The 18,976-nt window shown below is 60.6% G+C and carries 18 protein-coding genes; 8 read left to right on the top strand and 10 right to left on the bottom strand.

All coding sequences use genetic code 11. From position 1 onward, the window contains the following. Positions 1-33 precede the first annotated feature (33 nt). Genes EC912_RS08010 through EC912_RS08000 form a run of 3 tightly spaced genes read right to left on the bottom strand, consistent with a single transcriptional unit; the run spans position 34 to position 1,604 of the window. A complete protein-coding gene (locus tag EC912_RS08010; RefSeq protein ID WP_132142613.1) occupies positions 34-420 on the bottom strand; it encodes a hypothetical protein in 387 nt (128 codons plus the stop codon). Continuing rightward, a complete protein-coding gene (locus tag EC912_RS08005; protein ID WP_132142611.1) occupies positions 410-973 on the bottom strand; it encodes a hypothetical protein in 564 nt (187 codons plus the stop codon). The genes EC912_RS08010 and EC912_RS08005 overlap by 11 nt, the downstream gene beginning before the upstream one ends. Positions 974-986: 13 nt before the next feature. Then, positions 987-1,604, bottom strand: coding sequence for a TetR/AcrR family transcriptional regulator (locus EC912_RS08000; RefSeq protein ID WP_132142608.1), 618 nt, complete (start codon positions 1,602-1,604; stop codon positions 987-989). 234 nt (positions 1,605-1,838) lie between these two features. On the opposite strand from EC912_RS08000, the gene EC912_RS07995 reads away from it, so the two are divergent. Both EC912_RS07995 and EC912_RS07990 read left to right on the top strand, forming a co-directional pair. After that, positions 1,839-2,495, top strand: a complete 657-nt coding sequence (locus tag EC912_RS07995; protein ID WP_207906788.1) for a DUF3313 domain-containing protein — start codon at positions 1,839-1,841, stop codon at positions 2,493-2,495. 3 nt (positions 2,496-2,498) lie between these two features. Beyond that, positions 2,499-3,377, top strand: a complete 879-nt coding sequence (locus EC912_RS07990) for a MipA/OmpV family protein (protein ID WP_132142606.1) — start codon at positions 2,499-2,501, stop codon at positions 3,375-3,377. A gap of 40 nt (positions 3,378-3,417) precedes the next feature. Here the strand turns inward: EC912_RS07990 and EC912_RS07985 are convergent, their stop codons facing one another. The 3 genes from EC912_RS07985 to EC912_RS07975 form a co-directional block, all read right to left on the bottom strand. Next, a complete protein-coding gene (locus EC912_RS07985) occupies positions 3,418-3,870 on the bottom strand; it encodes a c-type cytochrome (protein ID WP_207906787.1) in 453 nt (150 codons plus the stop codon). Continuing rightward, positions 3,867-5,447, bottom strand: a complete 1,581-nt coding sequence (locus tag EC912_RS07980; protein ID WP_132142604.1) for a flavin monoamine oxidase family protein — start codon at positions 5,445-5,447, stop codon at positions 3,867-3,869. The genes EC912_RS07985 and EC912_RS07980 overlap by 4 nt, the downstream gene beginning before the upstream one ends. A gap of 120 nt (positions 5,448-5,567) precedes the next feature. After that, on the bottom strand, positions 5,568-8,000 hold the full coding sequence (locus EC912_RS07975) for a TonB-dependent receptor plug domain-containing protein (RefSeq protein WP_132142602.1): 2,433 nt from the start codon (positions 7,998-8,000) through the stop codon (positions 5,568-5,570). A 333-nt stretch (positions 8,001-8,333) separates the two neighbouring features. On the opposite strand from EC912_RS07975, the gene EC912_RS07970 reads away from it, so the two are divergent. The 5 genes from EC912_RS07970 to EC912_RS07950 all read left to right on the top strand — a co-directional run bounded on the left by EC912_RS07970 (position 8,334) and on the right by EC912_RS07950 (position 12,463). Next, positions 8,334-8,795, top strand: coding sequence for a GNAT family N-acetyltransferase (locus EC912_RS07970; RefSeq protein WP_132142600.1), 462 nt, complete (start codon positions 8,334-8,336; stop codon positions 8,793-8,795). Between the two features lie 82 nt (positions 8,796-8,877). Beyond that, entirely contained in the window at positions 8,878-9,876 is a 999-nt protein-coding gene (locus EC912_RS07965; RefSeq protein ID WP_132142598.1) for a hypothetical protein, read from the top strand. Between the two features lie 33 nt (positions 9,877-9,909). Next, positions 9,910-10,320, top strand: a complete 411-nt coding sequence (locus EC912_RS07960) for an SRPBCC family protein (protein WP_132142596.1) — start codon at positions 9,910-9,912, stop codon at positions 10,318-10,320. Next, positions 10,320-11,483 carry a M23 family metallopeptidase gene (locus tag EC912_RS07955; RefSeq protein ID WP_132142594.1) on the top strand — a complete coding sequence of 388 codons (1,164 nt, stop codon included), beginning with the start codon at positions 10,320-10,322 and terminating at the stop codon, positions 11,481-11,483. Before EC912_RS07960 ends, EC912_RS07955 begins: the two co-directional genes overlap by 1 nt. A gap of 2 nt (positions 11,484-11,485) precedes the next feature. Further along, positions 11,486-12,463, top strand: a complete 978-nt coding sequence (locus EC912_RS07950; RefSeq protein WP_132142592.1) for a class I SAM-dependent methyltransferase — start codon at positions 11,486-11,488, stop codon at positions 12,461-12,463. Here EC912_RS07950 and EC912_RS07945 read toward each other — a convergent pair. The 4 genes from EC912_RS07945 to EC912_RS07930 all read right to left on the bottom strand — a co-directional run bounded on the left by EC912_RS07945 (position 12,352) and on the right by EC912_RS07930 (position 17,568). Then, positions 12,352-13,089 carry a hypothetical protein gene (locus EC912_RS07945; protein WP_132142590.1) on the bottom strand — a complete coding sequence of 246 codons (738 nt, stop codon included), beginning with the start codon at positions 13,087-13,089 and terminating at the stop codon, positions 12,352-12,354. The two genes, EC912_RS07950 and EC912_RS07945, sit on opposite strands and share 112 nt — an antisense overlap. After that, a complete protein-coding gene (locus EC912_RS07940; protein WP_165973535.1) occupies positions 13,086-15,413 on the bottom strand; it encodes a kelch repeat-containing protein in 2,328 nt (775 codons plus the stop codon). Before EC912_RS07940 ends, EC912_RS07945 begins: the two co-directional genes overlap by 4 nt. Positions 15,414-15,473: 60 nt before the next feature. After that, the gene (locus EC912_RS07935; RefSeq protein ID WP_132142587.1) at positions 15,474-16,580 is read right to left on the bottom strand and encodes a hypothetical protein; all 1,107 of its coding nucleotides are present in this window, start codon (positions 16,578-16,580) and stop codon (positions 15,474-15,476) included. A 640-nt stretch (positions 16,581-17,220) separates the two neighbouring features. Beyond that, positions 17,221-17,568: a hypothetical protein gene (locus tag EC912_RS07930; RefSeq protein ID WP_132142586.1), complete on the bottom strand. Its 348-nt coding sequence runs from the start codon at positions 17,566-17,568 to the stop codon at positions 17,221-17,223. Positions 17,569-18,027: 459 nt separating this feature from the next. On the opposite strand from EC912_RS07930, the gene EC912_RS07925 reads away from it, so the two are divergent. Continuing rightward, positions 18,028-18,969, top strand: coding sequence for an alpha/beta hydrolase (locus EC912_RS07925; RefSeq protein ID WP_132142585.1), 942 nt, complete (start codon positions 18,028-18,030; stop codon positions 18,967-18,969). Positions 18,970-18,976: the final 7 nt, after the last annotated feature.

The following is an 18,976-nucleotide window of genomic DNA, read 5'->3' as shown; positions in this document are numbered from 1 at the left end:
TTCTATGTGTCCGTTTTCCGAAGTCACCTCTTTTCAAGCAGACAACCAATGCTCCGCCGTGCCGTTGGGCAAGAGCGGAGCCAACATACGCTTGAGTTTTCGCCGCCGCGAAGGCGAGCCGCTGAACAGGTAGTTCGAGCCATCCGTCAGGTTGCACAGGGCCAGTACCTGGAATTTGCCTTGCTCATGGTTGCCGGCGGTTACGATGCGATCGCCGTTCTGGAGAAACAGGCGGTCGGGCCAGCGAGCCAGCACGGCCAGAGGTGTCGCCGACTCGCTTACGTCGATCTCGATTTCGTTGAAGTACCGGGTTGTAACGTAGGACGGAGCATCTCCCGTGCTTGTCCCTCCCTCGATGCCCACGGTGCGATCCCGCACTCTGGCGACCGTTCCGCCGACATTGACCAGCTCAATTGGCATGGGTGAGTGCCTTCCGCAAATTCAGGTAGGCGCGATAGGCGCGCACACGACGCGGCCGAAGGAGGCTGACGATATCCGCCATTCCGAACACCGCGAACACCGTGCTGGCGAGTGCCGCAATCATCAGCGCGAGCGTTACCGGCAACAAAACGGCGAAAGCAAACGTTGGCAATCGGTTGATCCAGGGCCAGCCGAAAAACAATGCAAGCCCCAGCAACGCGGCGAGCAGAATAAACAGCAGGGATATTCCCGCTCGCTTGAACGTGGCCGGTTCCAGCGCGTCGCCCGTGTCGTGGATATAGAGCCAGTACAGGCCGCCGCGACCGTGGGAGACATGGGTAGCCGCCGTTACCCGCATCGGCAACCGGACATGGCGCAATACCGTCCCGGCCTCTTTGCTGCTGGCGAAACGGCTGGCCGTACAAAAATACCAACGGCCGTCGATACGTAAGCGATACAGTCGGGCGGATTCGCCCAATCGTCCGCGGACGAGATTGCCTTCGACGCTATCGAGCTGCCCGTCGACGATCATTTGCTGGTTGCTTCCTGTCATAAGTCGACGCACCTTACCGCGGCAGCGCACCGCCAAGGAACATGTCGACGGCGCGTTTGGTCAAGCGGCGAATGGCCGGACGTTCCATGGGCGAGGGTTCCGGGTCATAAAGCCGTGGCTGTATCTCGGCGGTAATGAGTGCCAGCAACTGATGAGCGCGGACGAGCGAATCGTGCTTGGCAAGGATGCCTTGCTTCATCGCGGCGCCCAACACCTCGGCCACCGTCGACACCGCCTCGCTCGGACCAGCCTCATAGAACATCTGCCCGACGTTGGAACGACCCGCCTCCGCAAGCACCATGCGGTAGCAGGCCATGGCGCGCGCGTCGTCGGTCAACACCCGGAGCATGCGCTCGGCGAAGCGAAGCAACGTCGTCTGAAGTTCCGTCACATCGACATGGTTCACCTGCATGCCGTGCGCGGCCTCGGCCAGGTGACCGGTAGCGAATGTCCGGACGACGGCCTCGAAGAGCTGTTCCTTGGATTCGAAATATCCGTACAGCGTCGTCTTCGACCCGCCAAGCCGCTTGGCCAGTTCGTTCATGGACGTCCGCTCGTAACCCAGCTCCAGAAAGAGCTCCGCGGCCGTTTCCACGATAGATGCCCGCTTGGTGTCTGTCCGAACTTTCATCCCTACCTCTCGTAAGTGAACCGGGGTGTACGCTTTTGCTTGACAAGCCAAAAGCGCGATATCAATAATGTACCGTACTGTACGGTTTTGTTAAAACTTAATTGTATCAGCCCCGTAAAGGGGCTGCGCCGAAGGCTTGCCCGCGTCGACGAAACGCATTCGTCCGCGCGTGGATACAGCACGGCAAGACAGCGCCAAACCCACCCAACGTCTCCCGATCCCAAGGACAGCACAATGAACCGCACAATCATGTACACGGTGGCGCTGGCCGCCACGTCGCTCTGGCTTGGGGGCTGCGCCGCCACGCGGCCGATCCCCTATTCGGAACTGGCGTCATCGACAAGGCTGCAGCCAAGCAGTAACCCGTCCGGACGCATTCCGTACGAATACACCTCCGCGACGGACTGGAGCCGGTACGGAAGTGCCGTCGTCGACTCTGTTGCCATTTACCACGGCCAGGACAACCAGTTCGAGAATATGTCGGAGGACGACAAACGCGTACTGGCCGAATACATGCGCGCGCAGTTCAGCGAGGCATTGCAGAGCAAGTTCGGCACGACGCACCGTGCGGGTCCAGGCAGCCTCCGCATCGAGCTCACGCTCACCGGTGCAAAGCCGACCAAGCAGTTCCTGGGTACCTTTACGAAGTTCGATCTCGGCGGCGGCCCGTACAACGTGGTTCAGTCCATACGCGGCAAGGAAGGCCTGATGGGTGGCTCGGTCAGCTATGCCGTCGAAATCTACGATTCGACGACGAACCGGCTGCTGGCTGCATATGTCGCGAAGCAATATCCGAATGCCATGAACGTCAAATCCAGTATCGGCGCGTTGACCGCTTCGAAAACCGGCATCCGGAAAGGGGCGGAAGATCTGGTGGCAAGGCTCGACTGATACGTGAACACCGTACTCGCGCATCGATCCGGTCCCATGGGTATCGACCCCCGAATGCCACCCGTCGCCATGCGACGGGACGGGACACCGTCGTCGGAACTGCCACTGACAACGAGAATCCAGCAGCCGCTGCCGACGCTGGCGATATTGCTGGCGTTGGCGATGATCCCCGCTCGCGTGGCCTGGGCCGACGATGCCACCGAGACGCAAGCCGTTCGTTGGGGATGGGGCGTGAGCGCCATCGCCATCCAGAAGCCGTACCGTCGATTCAGTCCGCAGCGTTGGGTTATTCCGTTGCTGATCTACAACAGCAAGTGGGTCAGCGTGTACGGCCCGGCTGCCAGTTTCATGCTTCCGCCCACGGGCCCCATCGCTTTTGCCTTCACTGCACGGTTGTCGCGGGACGGCTATCGCGCGTCGGACTCACCCGTTCTTGCCGGTATGGCCCCGCGGCGCGACAAATTCTGGATGGGTGGGTCCGCGACATGGCGATCGCCATGGATGAATGTCATCGCGGAATGGACGGGCGACGTGTCTGGCTATAGCAAAGCAATGACGGTCAGTCTGACCATGGAGCGAACGTTCAACTACGGTCGTTTCCAGATGACGCCAAGGCTCGCGGCCATCAGCCTCGACGGCAAATATACGAACTACTACTTTGGCGTCCGGCCGGACGAAGCGCGTCCGGATCGCCCGGCCTATCGTCCCGGCGCGACAGTCAATGTCGAAGCCGGCATGCGAGCCGCCTGGCATGTCGCTCCGCGCGATTCGGTATTCGTCGATGCGGCCGTCGAACATCTGGGCAGCGAGATAACCCGAAGCCCACTCGTCGACACATCGACCCAGTCACGCCTTGTGGTGGGATACGTCCACGTTTTCTGACGCGTGAGCCCGGAATCGCCCGTTCCGGGCTACTTGCCCCTCAACGATGCATGGATGCGACCTCGGCGGTGCCGATGCGGTCGGTATACGGATTGCCGAAATGCGTCCGCACGTAATTGATCACTTCGGCAATCTGCGCATCGGTGAGTTTGGTGTCGTCGAGGAAGCGGTCCCCGTCGCCACCACCCATCGCGAACGACGGCATATCGCGGCGTCCGTTAAGAATGACCGCGGCCATGTACTGCGGCGAAATCAGACGGGGATTTCCGGTCAATGCCGGATAGGTTCCCGCGCCCTGCGCACCTTTGGCGTCGTGCATATGGCAGCCCTGGCAGATACTTTGGAAGATCGCTTCGCCATTGGCCGAGCCCAGGTTTCCGGGCGTGTAGTACTTATTGTCCGATGACTGCGCATACAGCGATGTCGCGCAACACAGCAGGACCGTGCCGCACAGCACGCGTACCCACGGGCGTTTCGCCGTCATGTTGTTCATGCCGTGGCTCCCGACATGGCGCGCTGGTGAATGCGGCCGATGGCATCGAGCGCGGAGGTTACGGCCCCTTCCTGCCAGGCAGGTAGATAGGACGCGTGCTCGCCGGCCAGCGCGATACGGCCGTCGACCTTGCACAGGTTGTCGTAGTGCTGGGCGCGCGCTTCTTCCGACCACACGCCGAAGCAGCCCATGGTGAACGGCGAGCGATGCCAGCCCACGGCGACGCCATGTTCGAATTCTTCCTTGTACTGCGGATGGATCTGGTTGCCGTATTCCACGGCCTTGCGCACGCGCTGTTCGGGAGTCATCGCGGTGAACTCATACGCATTGAGTCCCCAGATATAGGCGCCGAGCAATACGCCCTTGCCGCTGCTGTGAAAGCCCGTGCTCGGATAGCTGATATTGCTGATCGGCAGATCGGTATAGGTGATGCCGCCGAAGATATGCTCGTCTTCTTCCCAGAAGCGCCGCTTGAACTGCAAGCCGACTTTGACCGATGCCGCGTACGGAACGGCATTGATGGCATCCGTCATGGGCTGGCTCACGTTCATCGGAAGCTGGGCCAGGACAGATAGCGGAATCGTGCACAAGCACCAGTCGGCTCGGGCATTGAGCGTCTGACCCGGTGTGTTCGTGTCCTCGTAAGCGACGCTGACGCCGTGGTCGTCCTGCTGGATCGCGGTAACCCTGGCGTTGTAACGAATCAGTTCTTTCAATTCGCGGCCGAAGGCCTCGCCGATACGGCCCATGCCGCCCACCGGCTGGAACAAGGCGGTCTGGAACTCGTAGATTTCACCCGCGGAAAGGTTCGACCATAGACGCGAGCCGAGCACATCCTTCAGACCTAGCGGTGTGGACGGAACCGGCCGTGCGGACAGGCCGCCGCCAGGGTCTTTATCGAAGCCGCGACGATTGCTGCTGGTCGTGCCGCGCTCATAAGCGAAGTTCTTGTCCAGCGCGCCCCATTCGCGCAGCGATTCCAGCAGCAGTTCCTGGTCTTCCTTGCTTACCGGCGCATCGAGCTTGCCACCTTGCGTGGCCTTGGCCAGCAACTCCGCGACGTGTCCGCGATAGTCGGCGTTGATCGTGCGGTAGCGCTGTGGCTTTCCGCCGAACGCATTCGCACTGTGCAGATAGGCGTTGTAGTTGACCTGCACGTAGGACTCGAGCGGCACGCCGAGTTTCTTGCAATAACTCAGGATGCCATGGTGATGATAAGGAAGGCGCCAGGGACCCGGATTGACGTAAAGGCCGTCGTCGAAACGGCAATGCTGGGTGAGACCGCCCATTTCGGTAAACGAATCGCCACCGCGCAGCGACCAGTTACGCCCGCCAGGCCGATGGTTGTATTCCAGCACCTGCACCTTGTAGCCGGCCTGCCGCAATTCGTACGCCGCCACCATGCCGGCGATCCCGGCCCCAAGAATCAGTACCGATGCCCCTTTCGGTGCGCCCTGTAATCCCGTGGTTTGCTTAAATTTTGACTCCGCGGCGAATCCCAGGCTGCTCATCGCCTGATACATGGCCGCGCTGCCGGCGGTGAGGCCGATCATGCGCAGCAGATCGCGGCGCTTCATTGAAAAATTGCTACCACCGTCTTGCATCGATCACCTCTGGAAAGTCGAAGAGCGCCCGTTCTCGATGGCAACGCCACCGCTCCGGCCCAGGCCGGAACGGCGACGCTGCGAGCGAAGCGATCAGAAGCGGAACGTGACCCTGCCGTACAAATAACGGCCGTTGAAACCGAACGGCGACAACGCGGAATACTGCAGACCGTCCGCACGGTCTTCGTAGACGTTGTTGAGCGCAGCCTTGGTCGGGTACTGGTTGGTGACGTTGTCGGCACCCACGGTGAACGTCCAGTCCTTGAGGTTGTAGCTCGCGGCAAGATCCAGCAGCCATCGAGACGAGAACGTCTGATCCTGGCTGCCATCCTGTGCATCGCCACGGCGCGTTACCGAGCCGTAACGCGTCAGGTTGCCGTGCAGATTGAAGTCGTGGAACAACCAGTCGGCACCGAACACGTACTTTGTGTGCGGTGTCGCGTCGGTGAGCAGACCCTGGCTGGCGCGACCGAATGCAGGCGTCGAAACAGCGAGAACCTTCGTTTTGTTGTAATTGCCGCCGAAGGTCAGGTTGAGCTTGCCGTAGTCGTTGAAGTCCAGCCGGTAGCTGGTAAGCAGGTCCGCGCCCCGGGTACGCGAGGTCGCGCCGTTGACGAAGAACTGTGCACCGGTGACCTGACTGGTTGGCGTCGGATCGACGGCAATCTGATCGGAGTAGAGAATCTGGTTCCAGATACGAATCTGGTACAGGTCCAGCGTCGCGCTGAAATTGTCGAGCGGCTGCCACACCGCGCCCAGACCGTAGTTGGTCGACTTCTCCGGTTTCAGCGGTTTCGCGCCCAGTGCGATGGCGGCCGGATCGGACGTACGGAAGGTACCGATCTGCGCGAGCTGGCCGTTCTGGATCAGGGTCACTACCGACTCGTAGTTCTGCTGGGCCAGGGAGGGTGCACGGAAGCCATTGGATACAGTGCCGCGCAAAGCGAACGTATCGGTGAACTGATAGCGTGCGGAGATCTTGCCCGAACGGGTCGAGCCGGCATCGCTGTAGTTTTCGTAACGGGCGGCCACACCGGCGGAAAGCTTGCTGGTGAGATCGGTTTCCATATCCACGTAAGCCGCTTCGCTATGCCGGCCGAAATTTCCGGCAACGCTGGGCGTGAGACCCGGATATACCTGCGAGCCGCCGGCATACGGTGTCGTGGTTCCCGGGATGAGCGTGTTGGGATCGAAGAAATACGAATCCGGATCGCCCGAATCGATGACGTATTTCTCTTTGCGGTACTCGCCACCGAAAGCCACCGTGACCGGATTGGGCAGGAAACCCCAGTTGAAATCCTTGCTCAGGTCGAGGTTGACCACACCCTGCTTGTTACGAAACGTGCCTGCATTGAAATACGTCGGCGAGTAACCCAGCGTGTTGTACAGATTGGTGTTGACGCTGTTCTGGATATCGAATCCCAGGTTGTTCTCGCCGTAATCGGCCGAGAGATCCCAGCGCCAGCCGCCATCGGTCTTGCCCTTGACGCCAACCACGGCGGCAATGTCGTTGCTATGGTTGATGATCTGCGGCAGGAAGCCGTTGGGATAGATCTGCGGGACGTTGCGTGCCGAGTTGTAAGCGCGGTAGTAACCGTTGGACGTTACGTCGCGTTTGCTTGCGTTGAGATACCCGTACAGCTCGATATTCGGCGTCAGGTTGTAGCCGAAGTTAAGCAGCATCTGATACGTCTTCACCGCCGGATCGCCGTAGCGTTCGTAGGGAATGCCGCTGGGATTGGGCGCCCCCGCGATGGTGGTGGCCACGTCCTTGTTCTCGGCGCGATTGGTGTTCATCGCGTTCTGGTAGTTCCACGCCAGCCGCACCCAGCCGGGTGCGCTGCCCTCGGGACCGCTCAGCGGAATGCCGACAGAACCCTGTATGCCGTTCTGCGCACCGTCGCCCTTGTCCATGACGCCGCCCGTGGCGGTGATGCTGTTGGTTCCGGGGCCGCCACCGTGTTTGAGCACCACGTTGATGACGCCGGCGATAGCGTCGGAACCGTACTGCGCGGTCGCGCCATCGCGAAGTACTTCGATGTGGTCGATCGCGGCGATCGGGATGGAGTTGAGGTCGACAGGCGCCGAACCGCGCCCGACGGACGAGTTGTAGTTGACCAGACTGGTGGTGTGATATCGCTTGCCATCCACCAGCACCAACACCTGGTCGGGCGACAGGCCGCGCAGCGTGGCGGGACGGATGGCATCGTTGCCATCGTTGATGGCGGGGCGTGGGAAATCCAGCGAGGGCAACAAGGTACTTAGCGCGCTGGCGAGGTCGGTGCTGCCGCTGGCGGTGAGATCCGCGGGGGTCAGCACGTCGATGGGTGCAAGTGATTCGGCTTCGGTGCGGTTAGTGGACCGGGTGCCGGTAACGACAACTTGCTGGAGCTGTCTGGCATTTTGGGGTGTTGCGGGATCGACGGTGTCGTCGGCCCAGGCCACGGTAGCGGCGAGGGCAAGGCTAGTGCCTAGCAAGGGCAGCAGTGCGGCTGCCAGCGGACATCGCAAAAGTCGTTCTTTCATTGTGTCTCCCCAATCGGACAGTTACGGCAAGTCGATTCCTCTCATGAGTGTTGCTCCCTCCCCTTTGATCCTGCGTCGCAGCATTTTTCGATAAATGTCTGGGACAAACTCAGGCTATGTCACATGCTGCACCGCGTCAATGATTCGTCATAAATCTGTTGCGGGACTGTCAGATCGACGCTCCCATGCGGCTGAAACCGGTTTCTTGCCCCTGCCGAAGCCCGCCCGGGGGCGTGCGGCATAAGGTCGCGACGGGGTCTGCCGCACGGGCGGCCGGGTTGGGAGGCGAAGCGAAGCTAAACTCGGAATCCCAAACCCGGAGTCCCCGCCGCCATGTCGCCAGCCGTTTTCGTACGTGCGATCCAGCAAGACGACTACCCGGCCTGGAAGCCGCTATGGGATGGCTACAACGCGTTCTACGGACGGCACGACGCAACCGCTTTGCCATCTGAAATCACGCAGGCCACGTGGCAGAGATTTTTCGATCCGGCCGAACCGGTTTTTGCGCTCGTCGCGGAAGCGGACGGCAAGTTGCTTGGCATCACGCACTACCTGTTCCATCGCAGCACCACGCGGCTGGAACTGACGTGCTATCTGCAAGACCTCTTCACCGTGGAATCGGAACGGGGCAGAGGCATCGGACGGTTGCTGATCGAGGGCGTATACGCAGAGGCGAAAGCGGCAGGCATAAAGCGGGTCTACTGGCAGACGCACGAGACGAACCTGGCCGGTCGCCGCCTGTACGATTCGGTCGCAAAGCATCTGGGTTTCATCGTCTACAGCCACGACGGATGACCCTGTTCGCCGTACGGGGGCGATGCCAGAATATCGTTAGCGATAGCCCATCTAAGGAAAGGGAATGGTCCGATTCGTCCCCGTGACCCTGCTCGTCATGGCAACGTCCATCGGCGGTGTTCACGCGCAACAACGCGTACTGATGCCGACGGTGTATGAGGCGGGACATTTCTATGCCGTGCCGAAAATGCCAGACGGCAAAAATCTGAGACTCATTGTCGATACGGGCGGTGGCGGTGGAAGCGGCTTTTACGTCATTGAGGGAAAGGCAGCGCAGCGGTTGAAACTGCCGGTGACGTCCTGCGCTATCGGCGATGAACACGCGGACGTCGTCGGGCCCATCCCCTTCGTATCGGGCAAAGGTTTGCCGGTCGTTCCGGGCACGCCGTGCGGAGCCGTGGCGTTGGTAACGAATGGCGGCGGAAGTATTGATGGCGAAGACGGACAGCTTGGAGCGGGCTATCTTCCCAGATACACCTGGACGTTCGATTATCTGCGACAACAACTCTGGCTGGAGCCGACGAACTGGCGGCCTGCGGCGGTCCGGAATAGCCATAAGGCGGACCTTGGCTTACTTCGGAATGCACAGGGGCGAATCGCGACCGGCATGGCCCGCATCACGTTGCTGGTCGACGGCCATCCGCTGCAGATGCTTCTGGATACAGGTGCCACGGCCAAACCGACCAAGGCTGGTGCCGAAGCGAGCGGCACGCCGACGATCCGTGGCACGGGCGTAACCAGTTACGTCATTACCAGTGTGTTCGACAGCTGGCGGCGCCTCCATCCCGATTGGCGGGTTGTAATCGATGGCGACGAGCTGGCCGGCAAGTTCACAGCAAGGCTGATCGAAGTTCCCAAAGTGCAGATTGCTGGCTGGACCATCGGGCCCGTCTGGTTCACCGAGCGTCCCGATGCAGCATTTTCGACAGCCGATGGCCACATGTCCTCCTACACGGACGAGCCGGTACAAGGGGCGGTCGGCGCCAATGTTTTCATGCATTTCGCGATGACACTCGACTATTCGAGTGGTAAGGCATGGTTCGCCTGTGAAAAAGCCTGCAATCCATCGCAGAACGACTGACCTTGTTTGTGCGACTACTCATCGGGAAAACTTATGTGGACTCACGAAGAAAGCATCGAGACGACGGCATCGCCCGAACGGATATGGGCATTGTTTTCGGACGTACCCGGATGGAAGGCATGGAACGCGGGCATTGAAAGCATCGATATCCATGGCCCATTCGCCAAAGGCACCCGCTTCACGATGAAGCCGCCGGGCGACGACGCCTTCGAAAGCACGTTGATCGAGGTTACGCAGAACAAAGGCTTTACGGACGAGACGTCGATCGACGGTACGCGCGTCGTCGTGTATCACCGGATTGAAAGTCTCCCGTCCGGACATACCCGGATCACGTATGCCACGGAGGTGACCGGTCATGCAGCCAGCGAGTTCGGTCCGATGGTGACCGCGGATTTTCCCGATGTACTCCGTTCCCTGAAAGCTCTCGCAGAGGATGCTCGCTAGTGATCCGATTGATTGCCGCACTCGTCGTATGCATGTCGTCGTTGCCCGGCCTGACTTTCGCCCAGGAAGCATTGGCGCCCGTCGAAGCCCGCGTACCCTTTGCACCCAGTCCGTTCGTGGGTAGCGATGGCGCAACGCATCTTGCCTACGAGCTGCACATAACCAACTTCTATGGCGATACAGGTCCGTTGAAGCCTTCGACGGTGCTGGTCTTCGGCGACGATGCAACGCAGCCATTGCTCAAGCTGGATCAGGCTGCGGTGTCCGGTTTAATCCGGCCCGCGCCGGCCGAGGGTGCTTCGGCATCCATTCCCCCTGGCAAGCGTGGCGTGATCTATCTATGGATCACGTTGCCGCAAGGCGCGGCCATACCGAAAGTCTTGCACCATCGCGTGGAGTTCGGAACCGACAAGAACGGCGTTGCCATTCTCGATGGGGTACGGGTGCCGGTCAGTGAAAACAAAGTGCAGACCATTGGCGCACCGCTTCGGGGTGGGCGGTGGCTGGCGCACGAAGGGCCCGGTGCATCGGGCTCGCATCACTGGGGAAGTCTCGTGGCGGTGAATGGCGACCTGACCATTCCACAGCGATACGCGTTGGATCTGGTGGGTGTGGACGACTCGGGTCGTGCGATCCGCAAGGGTGTCGCCAATATCCAGAAAACCGTTTACGCGGACTGGATCGGTTACGGCGCCGATGTCATCGCCGTGGCCGACGGCACCGTCGTCGGTGCGCGAGACGGCGAAGAGGAACACGCGCCGCTCACCGGGCAGCCCGAACCCGCGTCCCTGACGGCCAACGGATTGTTCGGTAACTACGTGATCCTGAAAATCGGTCCGGATACCTTTGCGGACTATGCCCATCTTCAGCGCGGAAGCGTGAAGGTCAAAGTCGGCGATCGCGTCAGTAAGGGGCAGGTCCTCGCGCATCTGGGGCAATCGGGAAATTCGGCCGCCCCCCATCTGCATTTCCAGCTGGCGAACGCGGCGACGTTCGAAGGTTCGGAGGGTATTCCGTATGTCTTCGAAAGTTACGACTTCTATGGACCGGAAGTCGAAGCGCAGCTATTCGGAACGGGCGATGCATGGAAAAGCGATAAACCGCAGCCCCGTCATGGTCAGCTTCCGTTGAATGACGTCGTGATCCGGTTTCCGAAGAACTAGGGATGACGAGTGCACCGCATGCGCTTATCGACGAGCTGGAGCGGGACGATTCGCTGCTGGAACCCGGTCGGCTACGCGAGCGCGGCGATGTACTCGATCGTCTTGAAACCTATCTCGCCGGCGAACTGACGGAGGATACGGAACTCCGTGGCCGGATCGGGGTTTTGTGCGCCCGTCTCGAAGCGGCCGATCGCAGGCTTTACGAGAGCATCCGTCAGGATATCCAGCACGGGCAGGGCGCGTCGCGATTGCGCGAATGGGCCATCGCGGTCGGTGCGGACGATGGACATAACGGCGACAGTTACGACTATCTCGACGCGTTGATCAGCGGCGTCCTGCAGATCGACGAGCCCGATGCGCGAATTGCCGAGCTGGCGGCGGAGATGGTGTTCTACCAACCCACGCCGGCTCGCCACATATTCGGGATGCTGGAACGCAGTGCGCTAAACGAGCGCGATGTACTGATCGATCTGGGCTCCGGTCTGGGTCACGTGCCGTTGCTTGCCGCCATATGTACGGGCGCTCGAAGCACAGGCATCGAATGGGAAGGGGCATATGTCGATTGCGCCCGCCGTTGCGCGCAAGCCCTGAACCTCGGTCGCGCGACCTTTATCCAGCAGGATGCACGGGAGGCCGACCTCTCGGCAGGCACGGTGTTCTATCTGTACACGCCGTTCACGGGTGCGATACTGCGCGACGTTCTGGACAAGCTGAGAACGGAAGCGATCGACCGTGACATTCGCATCTGCACGCTGGGGCCTTGCACGCCCACCGTCGCGCGGGAGCCATGGCTGGAAGCGGTGGGTGCGCTGGAAACCGATCGGCCCGCACTGTTTCGCAGCATGCCGCAGCCGAGCGTCCAGTCGCGTTACCGAGTCAGGGACCATTCCTCACCGCTGCAACGTGAAAACGCCAAGGACGAGTCGAATACAGCGGCTTCGCCGACGAGTTGTCCGGCCGCGGTGACACTCGACAGATAGAGCACCGCGTGCACGCCGTTGTCGCTGCGTGGATAGACGATCAGGTAGTCGGGTTTGCCGTCGCCATCGATGTCGCCAGCCCAGCGTAGCCACGAGGTGTCGCCGGGCGAGGCGCAGGTGGTCAATGCGTCGAGCATTTGCCGTGTAGCCGGCTCGCGCAATTGCAGCATCACGGTTTCGCGACTGCGATCCAGCAAGCCGACGAGCATGGCTTGATGTCCGGGAGTGGGGATCGCCACGGACATATCGCCGACAGGATGCTTGATGTCGGTTTCGCCGGAGACGTATGTGACGAGCGGGCCGGGTTTGATCCACGGTCGCGCGGCGTCCACACGCAACCATGCCTGTACATGGGCTGCGTCGCCTTTGACCAGGCTGAAATGAAGCAGGTGCATGCCGCCCTGGCCGGGGTTTATCTGAAGCTTCGCGGGTAGAAGCTGGCAACCTTTGGCGACGCAATCGAGGGCCAGCCAGTTGCTTCCATTCGCATAGTCTTCGTCGGATGTGGCGACGTCGTTGCCGACGATCATGCGTATCTTGCCGGATGCGGTAGCGTCGTCATCGGCGTGGATAACCGTTGCGAGGCCAAGGCTGGCCATGGCGACAAAGAGGGCCAGCTTCTTCATGAGTGCATCTCCGGCAACAGGACCGTCTTGCCGTTGGGCAAATGACATAGCTTGACGCGATTGTAGGTAGCGATGGCGCTGGGCTGGTCGTCGATAGTCCACACGGTGGTCCAAGTCAGCGCCTCCGGGTCGAACCATTCCACGATGGTCTTGCCCGGTCCGTTGTCGGATGCCGGCAGGCTTCCTTTGACGAACAGCTCGTCGTCGAGCGTGATCGTCTCGATATAGCCTGTGAGGTCCACATGCGGCAACGACTTGCCTCGCAGCGGAATCCAGCGATCTCCGGTTGCGCTGGACACGACGATGGACTTCTCCGCAGGAGGCTCTCCACCGGCAGGCGCACCGCCGAACCAGGCCACGCGTCCGTTGCCGAACATGCGTATGACGCCATCTACCCGCAGGGCCGATGCCGACGCGGTCCATTGCTGCGTTTTGGGATCGTAGACGGTATACGTGTCGGCCTGCTGGAACGTGCCGAGGAATGCGAACGTGTCCCTGGCTTGCGGCTTGTTCACGTCGTCGGTGACCAGAGCCACGCGCAATGCATTCGTTTCGCCACCGGCAAACACGATACGTCCGTCGGCAAGCTGTCGGATCAGGATCGGCGCGCCTTCGGAAGGACGTCTTGGAACATCGAACGTCGGTCCCGGCGTGCGCTTCAGCGTGACAGGATCGTGCGCGGTATCCAGCGTGATGAAATGGATATCACCCTTGGCATCGACTTCGATCAGGCTCCCGTCGCTCAGCGCGGCGACGGCGCCGAGCTTCGCCGGTGGCGTACCCTCCACGCGGCGCCAGCGTCCGAAATGCCGGAGATCGCCTGACTCCAGCCACTCCATCGGCACCGCGTCGGGGTTCTCGTCCGGGTTCACGTGTCCGCCGAAAACGAACACACCGCCATGCATTCGCAGAACCCTCCCTTCGTTGCGCGTATCCAGCAGTTCGGGTGCGGGCTCGAAACGGCCGTCGGTGCCGAAGACGTCGACCATGGCCGTGTTGTCGCCGCCGATCGCAAGCGCGGGAAGTTCGCCCTGGGCGGGGAGAAAGCCCGCCGAACCGCGGTTGATGGCGAGGAATTGTGGGTCGAAGACAGCGGCCGTACGCACATCGTCCGCGAACGGGCGGATCATGACCAGCCCTGCCTGTTTCTGCTCGATGCAATCGTAGAACTTGCCGTTCGCTTCGTTCTGATTTCGTATCCACGCATACATCTGGCCACCGGCCATAAACGGAAAGAAGCCGCAACCGCCACCGTTGTTCGACCGCGTATTCGAAGCGACGACGCGCCAGGTGCCGCTGGCGATGTCATAGGCCGCGATATGCTTCCCAATGCCACTTCCCATGAGCAGGATCTTGTTCCCGCTTCCCGGCATCCAGACACCATGATGGCGCGCATTGCCCACGGGCATCGGTGCGATGGCTTCGAAATGGTCGGCGACCGGGAACAATCGTTCAGCCGTGCGCGACGGGCCAGTGCTCCAGTTGGCGAGCCGCGTATAACCGCCGCTGACGAGCACGCTGCCATCCGGCAGGGTTGTCGCGTCGAGTTCCGAACGGGATTCGAGCATCGAGGGACCGTCCTTCCAGGTCCGGGTCGCGACGTCGAGGATATGGGTGTCCGAACGGCATGGCGAGCAGCCACGATATTCGCTATTGGAGCCGCCCAGAATCATCAGATTGCCGGAACCATAGGCGGTCGCCGCGAAATCCCGACGATAGGGAATGGCAAGCTCCGGCATGGCTTCGTCCACCAACTTGCCATCGCGCACGCTGACGACGTGCACACGCAGATACCGCGAGACCGGATCGGGTATGACAAGGGCGGCGGATGTCGCCGAGAGCGCCTGAACCTGCAGGGGGTATTGCACCATTCCGGGATCGGTATCGACTGCGAGCAGGCGTCCGTCCTTGCCAAGGAAATGGAACTGGGCCTTCTCCTGGCCGGGACACGTATTGTTCGTCAACCAGAGCACGCCGTTTTCCAGCGCGACCTGGCCCTCGGGCGATCCTTCCATCGGCTTGCCGTCATGCAGAACGGGATCTTCACCGGTCTTTCCCGTGGAAGGATTCCAGTGCATGCGCAAGGTCGCGTATCGGGTGCATCGATAGTCGGCCGCGGCTCCGGCCCCGATACGGATGCCGAGCCATTCGAATTCGCCGGCTGCATTCGCGTTAAGCGGCGGCATGTCCGGAATATATAGATGCTCGAAGAGCGGCACGGCCGGTATCGGCAATGCCGGAGCGGCTGGTGCATCGGCCGCATAGGCTGTCGATACGAACACGCAGGCAAGAAAGCAGGGCAAAAGCCAGATACGCGTAGCCATGAACATCCCGGTTCCAGACTTTCAGAGTGGGACAGGGCCAGGCCCTGCCGCTAATAGTGCTCAGTGCAACGTAACCGCCATCGGCGGCTTGCCCTGCTGTATCCATTGGCCTGTGAGGCCGCCATCCGCACCGAGGGTCAGGTCGAAGGTTTCAAGAACCGGTGCGTTGCCTTCGGCGTCCTTTGCGGCGGCATCGTCGCGGCGTTCCAGACGTACTTTCCCCGGAGATGGCTGCGTAAGTTCGAGGCCGATCGGCGTGCCGTAGCGATCATAGAAATAGAACGACGTGTAACCGTTCGAATAGTTCGATACCAACATCAACGTGATCGGCGTGCGCCCACCCAGCTTGCCGCGATAGACGCCGGCATGAACGTTGTTGGAGGGGAGCTTGCAGTCGGTCTTTTTGTCGATGAGCAGGCATCGTCCATAGCTGCTCAGGTCGTGGGAGAGGGCGGCATAGGTCTCGCTGTGCTCCATCTCGCCGATATCGTCAAGCGCCTGGATCACGTGTGGGAAGCCGCAACCCCGGAGAACTTTCACGTGGCCGTCGGCAAGGACCAGGGCGTCATAGTCCAGACCGCTCTGAGCCAGACTCTGGCTGCACTCCTCGTACTGCTCGCGCTGCATCTTCAGATCGTCCGTGGCTTCGGGATCTTTTTCGTTCGTGCGCGTGGGGTCCGGTTGGGCGATCGTCTCATTGATCGTCGCAATCCGCTCACGAGTCACGCGCTTGCTGAAACGAGCCATGCCTTCGGGTGAAAACAGGTCGCCGATGCGGACAGGCCGGCCGGTATTGAGATCGAATACGTAGCGAACGTGACCCGAGCTCGGGTAGGCGCCCATGTATTCGCCCCCGATCTCGAGCGACAGCGTGTTTGGCGTCTGGTCCAGAACGCTGTAATCGAGGCTCGTCGTGCCCGAGTTTCCGTCTTCGTGCTCGAAGGGCGACTTCTTGTAGTGCCCGGCAATAACATCCAGTTGCTCGTACTGCAACCAGAGGTTGATGCGATCGGCGACATCCGATGGCGTGCCGACGATGAGCGGGACCTTGTACGTCTCCGCTTCCTTCGGATCCACCGGCGACTTCAGCTGTTCGACGCGCAGCTGCGCATGGCTCGCGATCGGCAACATCAGGGCAAGCGCCCCGATAAGGTATCTGTACGTCATGGTCTGTCCCCTGTTTCCCTGGTGGGAAGTCTACAAGGAACCCGACGAGACTTTATGGCGCTTTTGGGGCCGGATACGGCCGGAGGTCTGTCGTTATGGCAGGAGCCGTCATGGAGCCTTCCCGCGCTGGTAGCATGCGCGGTCTTAAGGACGGGGGATGCCATGCGAGGTTTTGCGAGTCTGCTTATATGTGTCGCGTTTGCGTTCGCTTCTGTGGCTGCCGCATCAAAGGCCGTAGACATCACACCGAACTGCAAGATCGTTGATGCGCGGTACGTGGCGGTTGTCGACGGAAAGACCGAAATCCGCTTTGTACGACATGGCTACCATTGGATATCCGACCTGTCCATGCAGCTGTTGCTCGCAAACGGGCGAAGCTATTGGTTCTTGTTCGACTGGGGTTCGGGCTCGGAAACAAATCTGATTTCAACAGGCGATCAGACTGCAAAGGACTTTAAGCCACCCGATGGGGATGGCGGCGTTCGTCCCCTTCCGGGCATGCAATTCTATGCACTGACGAAGGACCTCGAGGTACTTTCGCAAGGGCCTCAAAGCGCCAATCGTGCGCCGGCTTACCTGTTCGTTCCCGGTCTGACCGACGCACTCCGCTATGCGGCCGAGCCACGAATAGTCCTTCCGCTTACGATGTTTCGACTGTCATCTTGTGGCGTCTGGAACCCGGAACGAACCAGCCGAAAATGAAGAACTCCAGCACCAGCCGCCACCTGTCGGGGGTGGGTGAATCTTGTGGTTCGCGAGGCGATTCATCTGGGCGTTCTAGCACCGCCAATACATCGCGTGCTTCCTCCGCGAAGGCACGCGGGACCACAATGCGTCGCGTGTTGTACATCGCGATTTGAGGCCCGGGATGCAATCCTCCGAAACCTCCATTCTGTACGTAGGCAGGAATGCCATACGCTTCGAGCAGACATAGCATGACCGCCAGTTCCGGTTCGGAGTGGGGATACGCAACGGAAACAAGATTCATGGATGTTGGCGTCCTGCCGGAAGAAGTACTTCGCGGGGCTGGAGACAATCCGAAAGTTCACTTTCGGCAAAGGCGTTCAAGTTGTCCGGATCGGCCGATGTATGGGAATACCGTAGCAAACACCATGGACTCCCGACAATGTACGAGAAGCCCTGGCGACGATCGCAACAGGAGCGGCACGGTCGAGCGATTCCCTTGTAGGAGCCCGCTTGCGGGCGAAAGCCAACGTAGCGGCGAAGATGTGCGTGACATCCGCAGTCCGTAGACCGGGGTCGCGAATGTGAGCATCCGGCTTCCTCTCCCGCATGTTCGGTGGCATTTGCAGCAGGCTTGCCCGAAAAAATCACAGGAGCCACCGCGGCAGGCCCGAAGCGACCTGCAGGATTGGGCAGAGGTGTCCTACCCGATTTCCAGCCTCGATCGTGCAACCTGGGCCGAGCGCCGACACGGAGAAACATCATGAAACTATGGGCCATCGCCCTGTGCCTGTTGGCTGCAAGCGGAAGCGTATATGCGGAGACGATGGTCTGGCAGCCCACCGCCGGGAATGCGCAATTGCCTTTATGGCCGGGAGCGGCACCTGACGTAAAGCCCGTGCCAGGGCCGGAAACCATGACCGTGGGGACAGATCATCTGATTGCAGGCAAACCCGTGACGGCTGTGACGAATGTGACCCAGCCCACGATGACGGTCTATGCCCCAAAGGGAAAGAACACGGGGGCTGCGGTCGTGGTGTTTCCGGGCGGCGGCTTCGAGATACTGGCCATGGATCTCGAAGGCACCGAGGTCTGCGACTGGCTGACATCCAGGGGCATCACCTGCGTACTGTTGAAATATCGCGTTCCGAGTGTGCCCTATGTCTGGAAATGCGATTGTCGTCCGCACAATTTCGAGCTGTCGGTGCCTTCGTTGCAGGATGCCCAGAGAACGATGAGGTTGGTGCGCTTTCATGCCGCGGAATGGCGCATCGATCCCCATAAGGTTGGCGTGCTCGGGTTTTCAGCGGGTGGGTATCTGGTGGCGGAAATCAGTACGAACTATAAGCGGCGCTTGTACTCACCCGTAGACGCTGCCGATAAGGAAAGTGCCCGCCCGGATTTTGCTATGCCTATCTATCCGGGGCATCTCGTGACCGACAAGGGGGCGTTCAATTCCAATGTTACGGTCTCCCGTGAAACGCCTCCCACGTTTTTGGTGCAGGCAGAAGACGACAACGTGGACGGTGTGAACCAGTCACTGGTTTACTACGCCGCGCTGAAGAAAGCCGACGTGCCGGTGGAGATGCATCTGTACGCACACGGCGGCCATGCTTTCGGCCTGCGGCGGACGCAGCTTCCGATCACGGACTGGCCTCGGTTGGCCGAGGTATGGCTGCGAACGATCGACATCGTGCAGGACTAAATACCAA

This window comes from Luteibacter rhizovicinus (assembly GCF_004342265.1).
Taxonomy (GTDB): Bacteria; Pseudomonadota; Gammaproteobacteria; order Xanthomonadales; family Rhodanobacteraceae; genus Luteibacter; species Luteibacter rhizovicinus_B.
This window is presented reverse-complemented; position numbering and strand designations above follow the sequence as displayed.

What these genes read in the sequence shown, in the direction of transcription:
- EC912_RS08010 (WP_132142613.1), bottom strand. Translation starts at nt 420, where the DNA reads ATGCCAATTGAGCTGGTCAATGTCGGCGGAACGGTCGCCAGAGTGCGG.
- EC912_RS08005 (WP_132142611.1), bottom strand. Translation starts at nt 973, where the DNA reads ATGACAGGAAGCAACCAGCAAATGATCGTCGACGGGCAGCTCGATAGC.
- EC912_RS08000 (WP_132142608.1), bottom strand. Translation starts at nt 1,604, where the DNA reads ATGAAAGTTCGGACAGACACCAAGCGGGCATCTATCGTGGAAACGGCC.
- EC912_RS07995 (WP_207906788.1), top strand. Translation starts at nt 1,839, where the DNA reads ATGAACCGCACAATCATGTACACGGTGGCGCTGGCCGCCACGTCGCTC.
- EC912_RS07985 (WP_207906787.1), bottom strand. Translation starts at nt 3,870, where the DNA reads ATGAACAACATGACGGCGAAACGCCCGTGGGTACGCGTGCTGTGCGGC.
- EC912_RS07980 (WP_132142604.1), bottom strand. Translation starts at nt 5,447, where the DNA reads ATGAAGCGCCGCGATCTGCTGCGCATGATCGGCCTCACCGCCGGCAGC.
- EC912_RS07975 (WP_132142602.1), bottom strand. Translation starts at nt 8,000, where the DNA reads ATGAAAGAACGACTTTTGCGATGTCCGCTGGCAGCCGCACTGCTGCCC.
- EC912_RS07970 (WP_132142600.1), top strand. Translation starts at nt 8,334, where the DNA reads ATGTCGCCAGCCGTTTTCGTACGTGCGATCCAGCAAGACGACTACCCG.
- EC912_RS07960 (WP_132142596.1), top strand. Translation starts at nt 9,910, where the DNA reads ATGTGGACTCACGAAGAAAGCATCGAGACGACGGCATCGCCCGAACGG.
- EC912_RS07950 (WP_132142592.1), top strand. Translation starts at nt 11,486, where the DNA reads ATGACGAGTGCACCGCATGCGCTTATCGACGAGCTGGAGCGGGACGAT.
- EC912_RS07945 (WP_132142590.1), bottom strand. Translation starts at nt 13,089, where the DNA reads ATGAAGAAGCTGGCCCTCTTTGTCGCCATGGCCAGCCTTGGCCTCGCA.
- EC912_RS07940 (WP_165973535.1), bottom strand. Translation starts at nt 15,413, where the DNA reads ATGGCTACGCGTATCTGGCTTTTGCCCTGCTTTCTTGCCTGCGTGTTC.
- EC912_RS07935 (WP_132142587.1), bottom strand. Translation starts at nt 16,580, where the DNA reads ATGACGTACAGATACCTTATCGGGGCGCTTGCCCTGATGTTGCCGATC.
- EC912_RS07930 (WP_132142586.1), bottom strand. Translation starts at nt 17,568, where the DNA reads ATGAATCTTGTTTCCGTTGCGTATCCCCACTCCGAACCGGAACTGGCG.
- EC912_RS07925 (WP_132142585.1), top strand. Translation starts at nt 18,028, where the DNA reads ATGAAACTATGGGCCATCGCCCTGTGCCTGTTGGCTGCAAGCGGAAGC.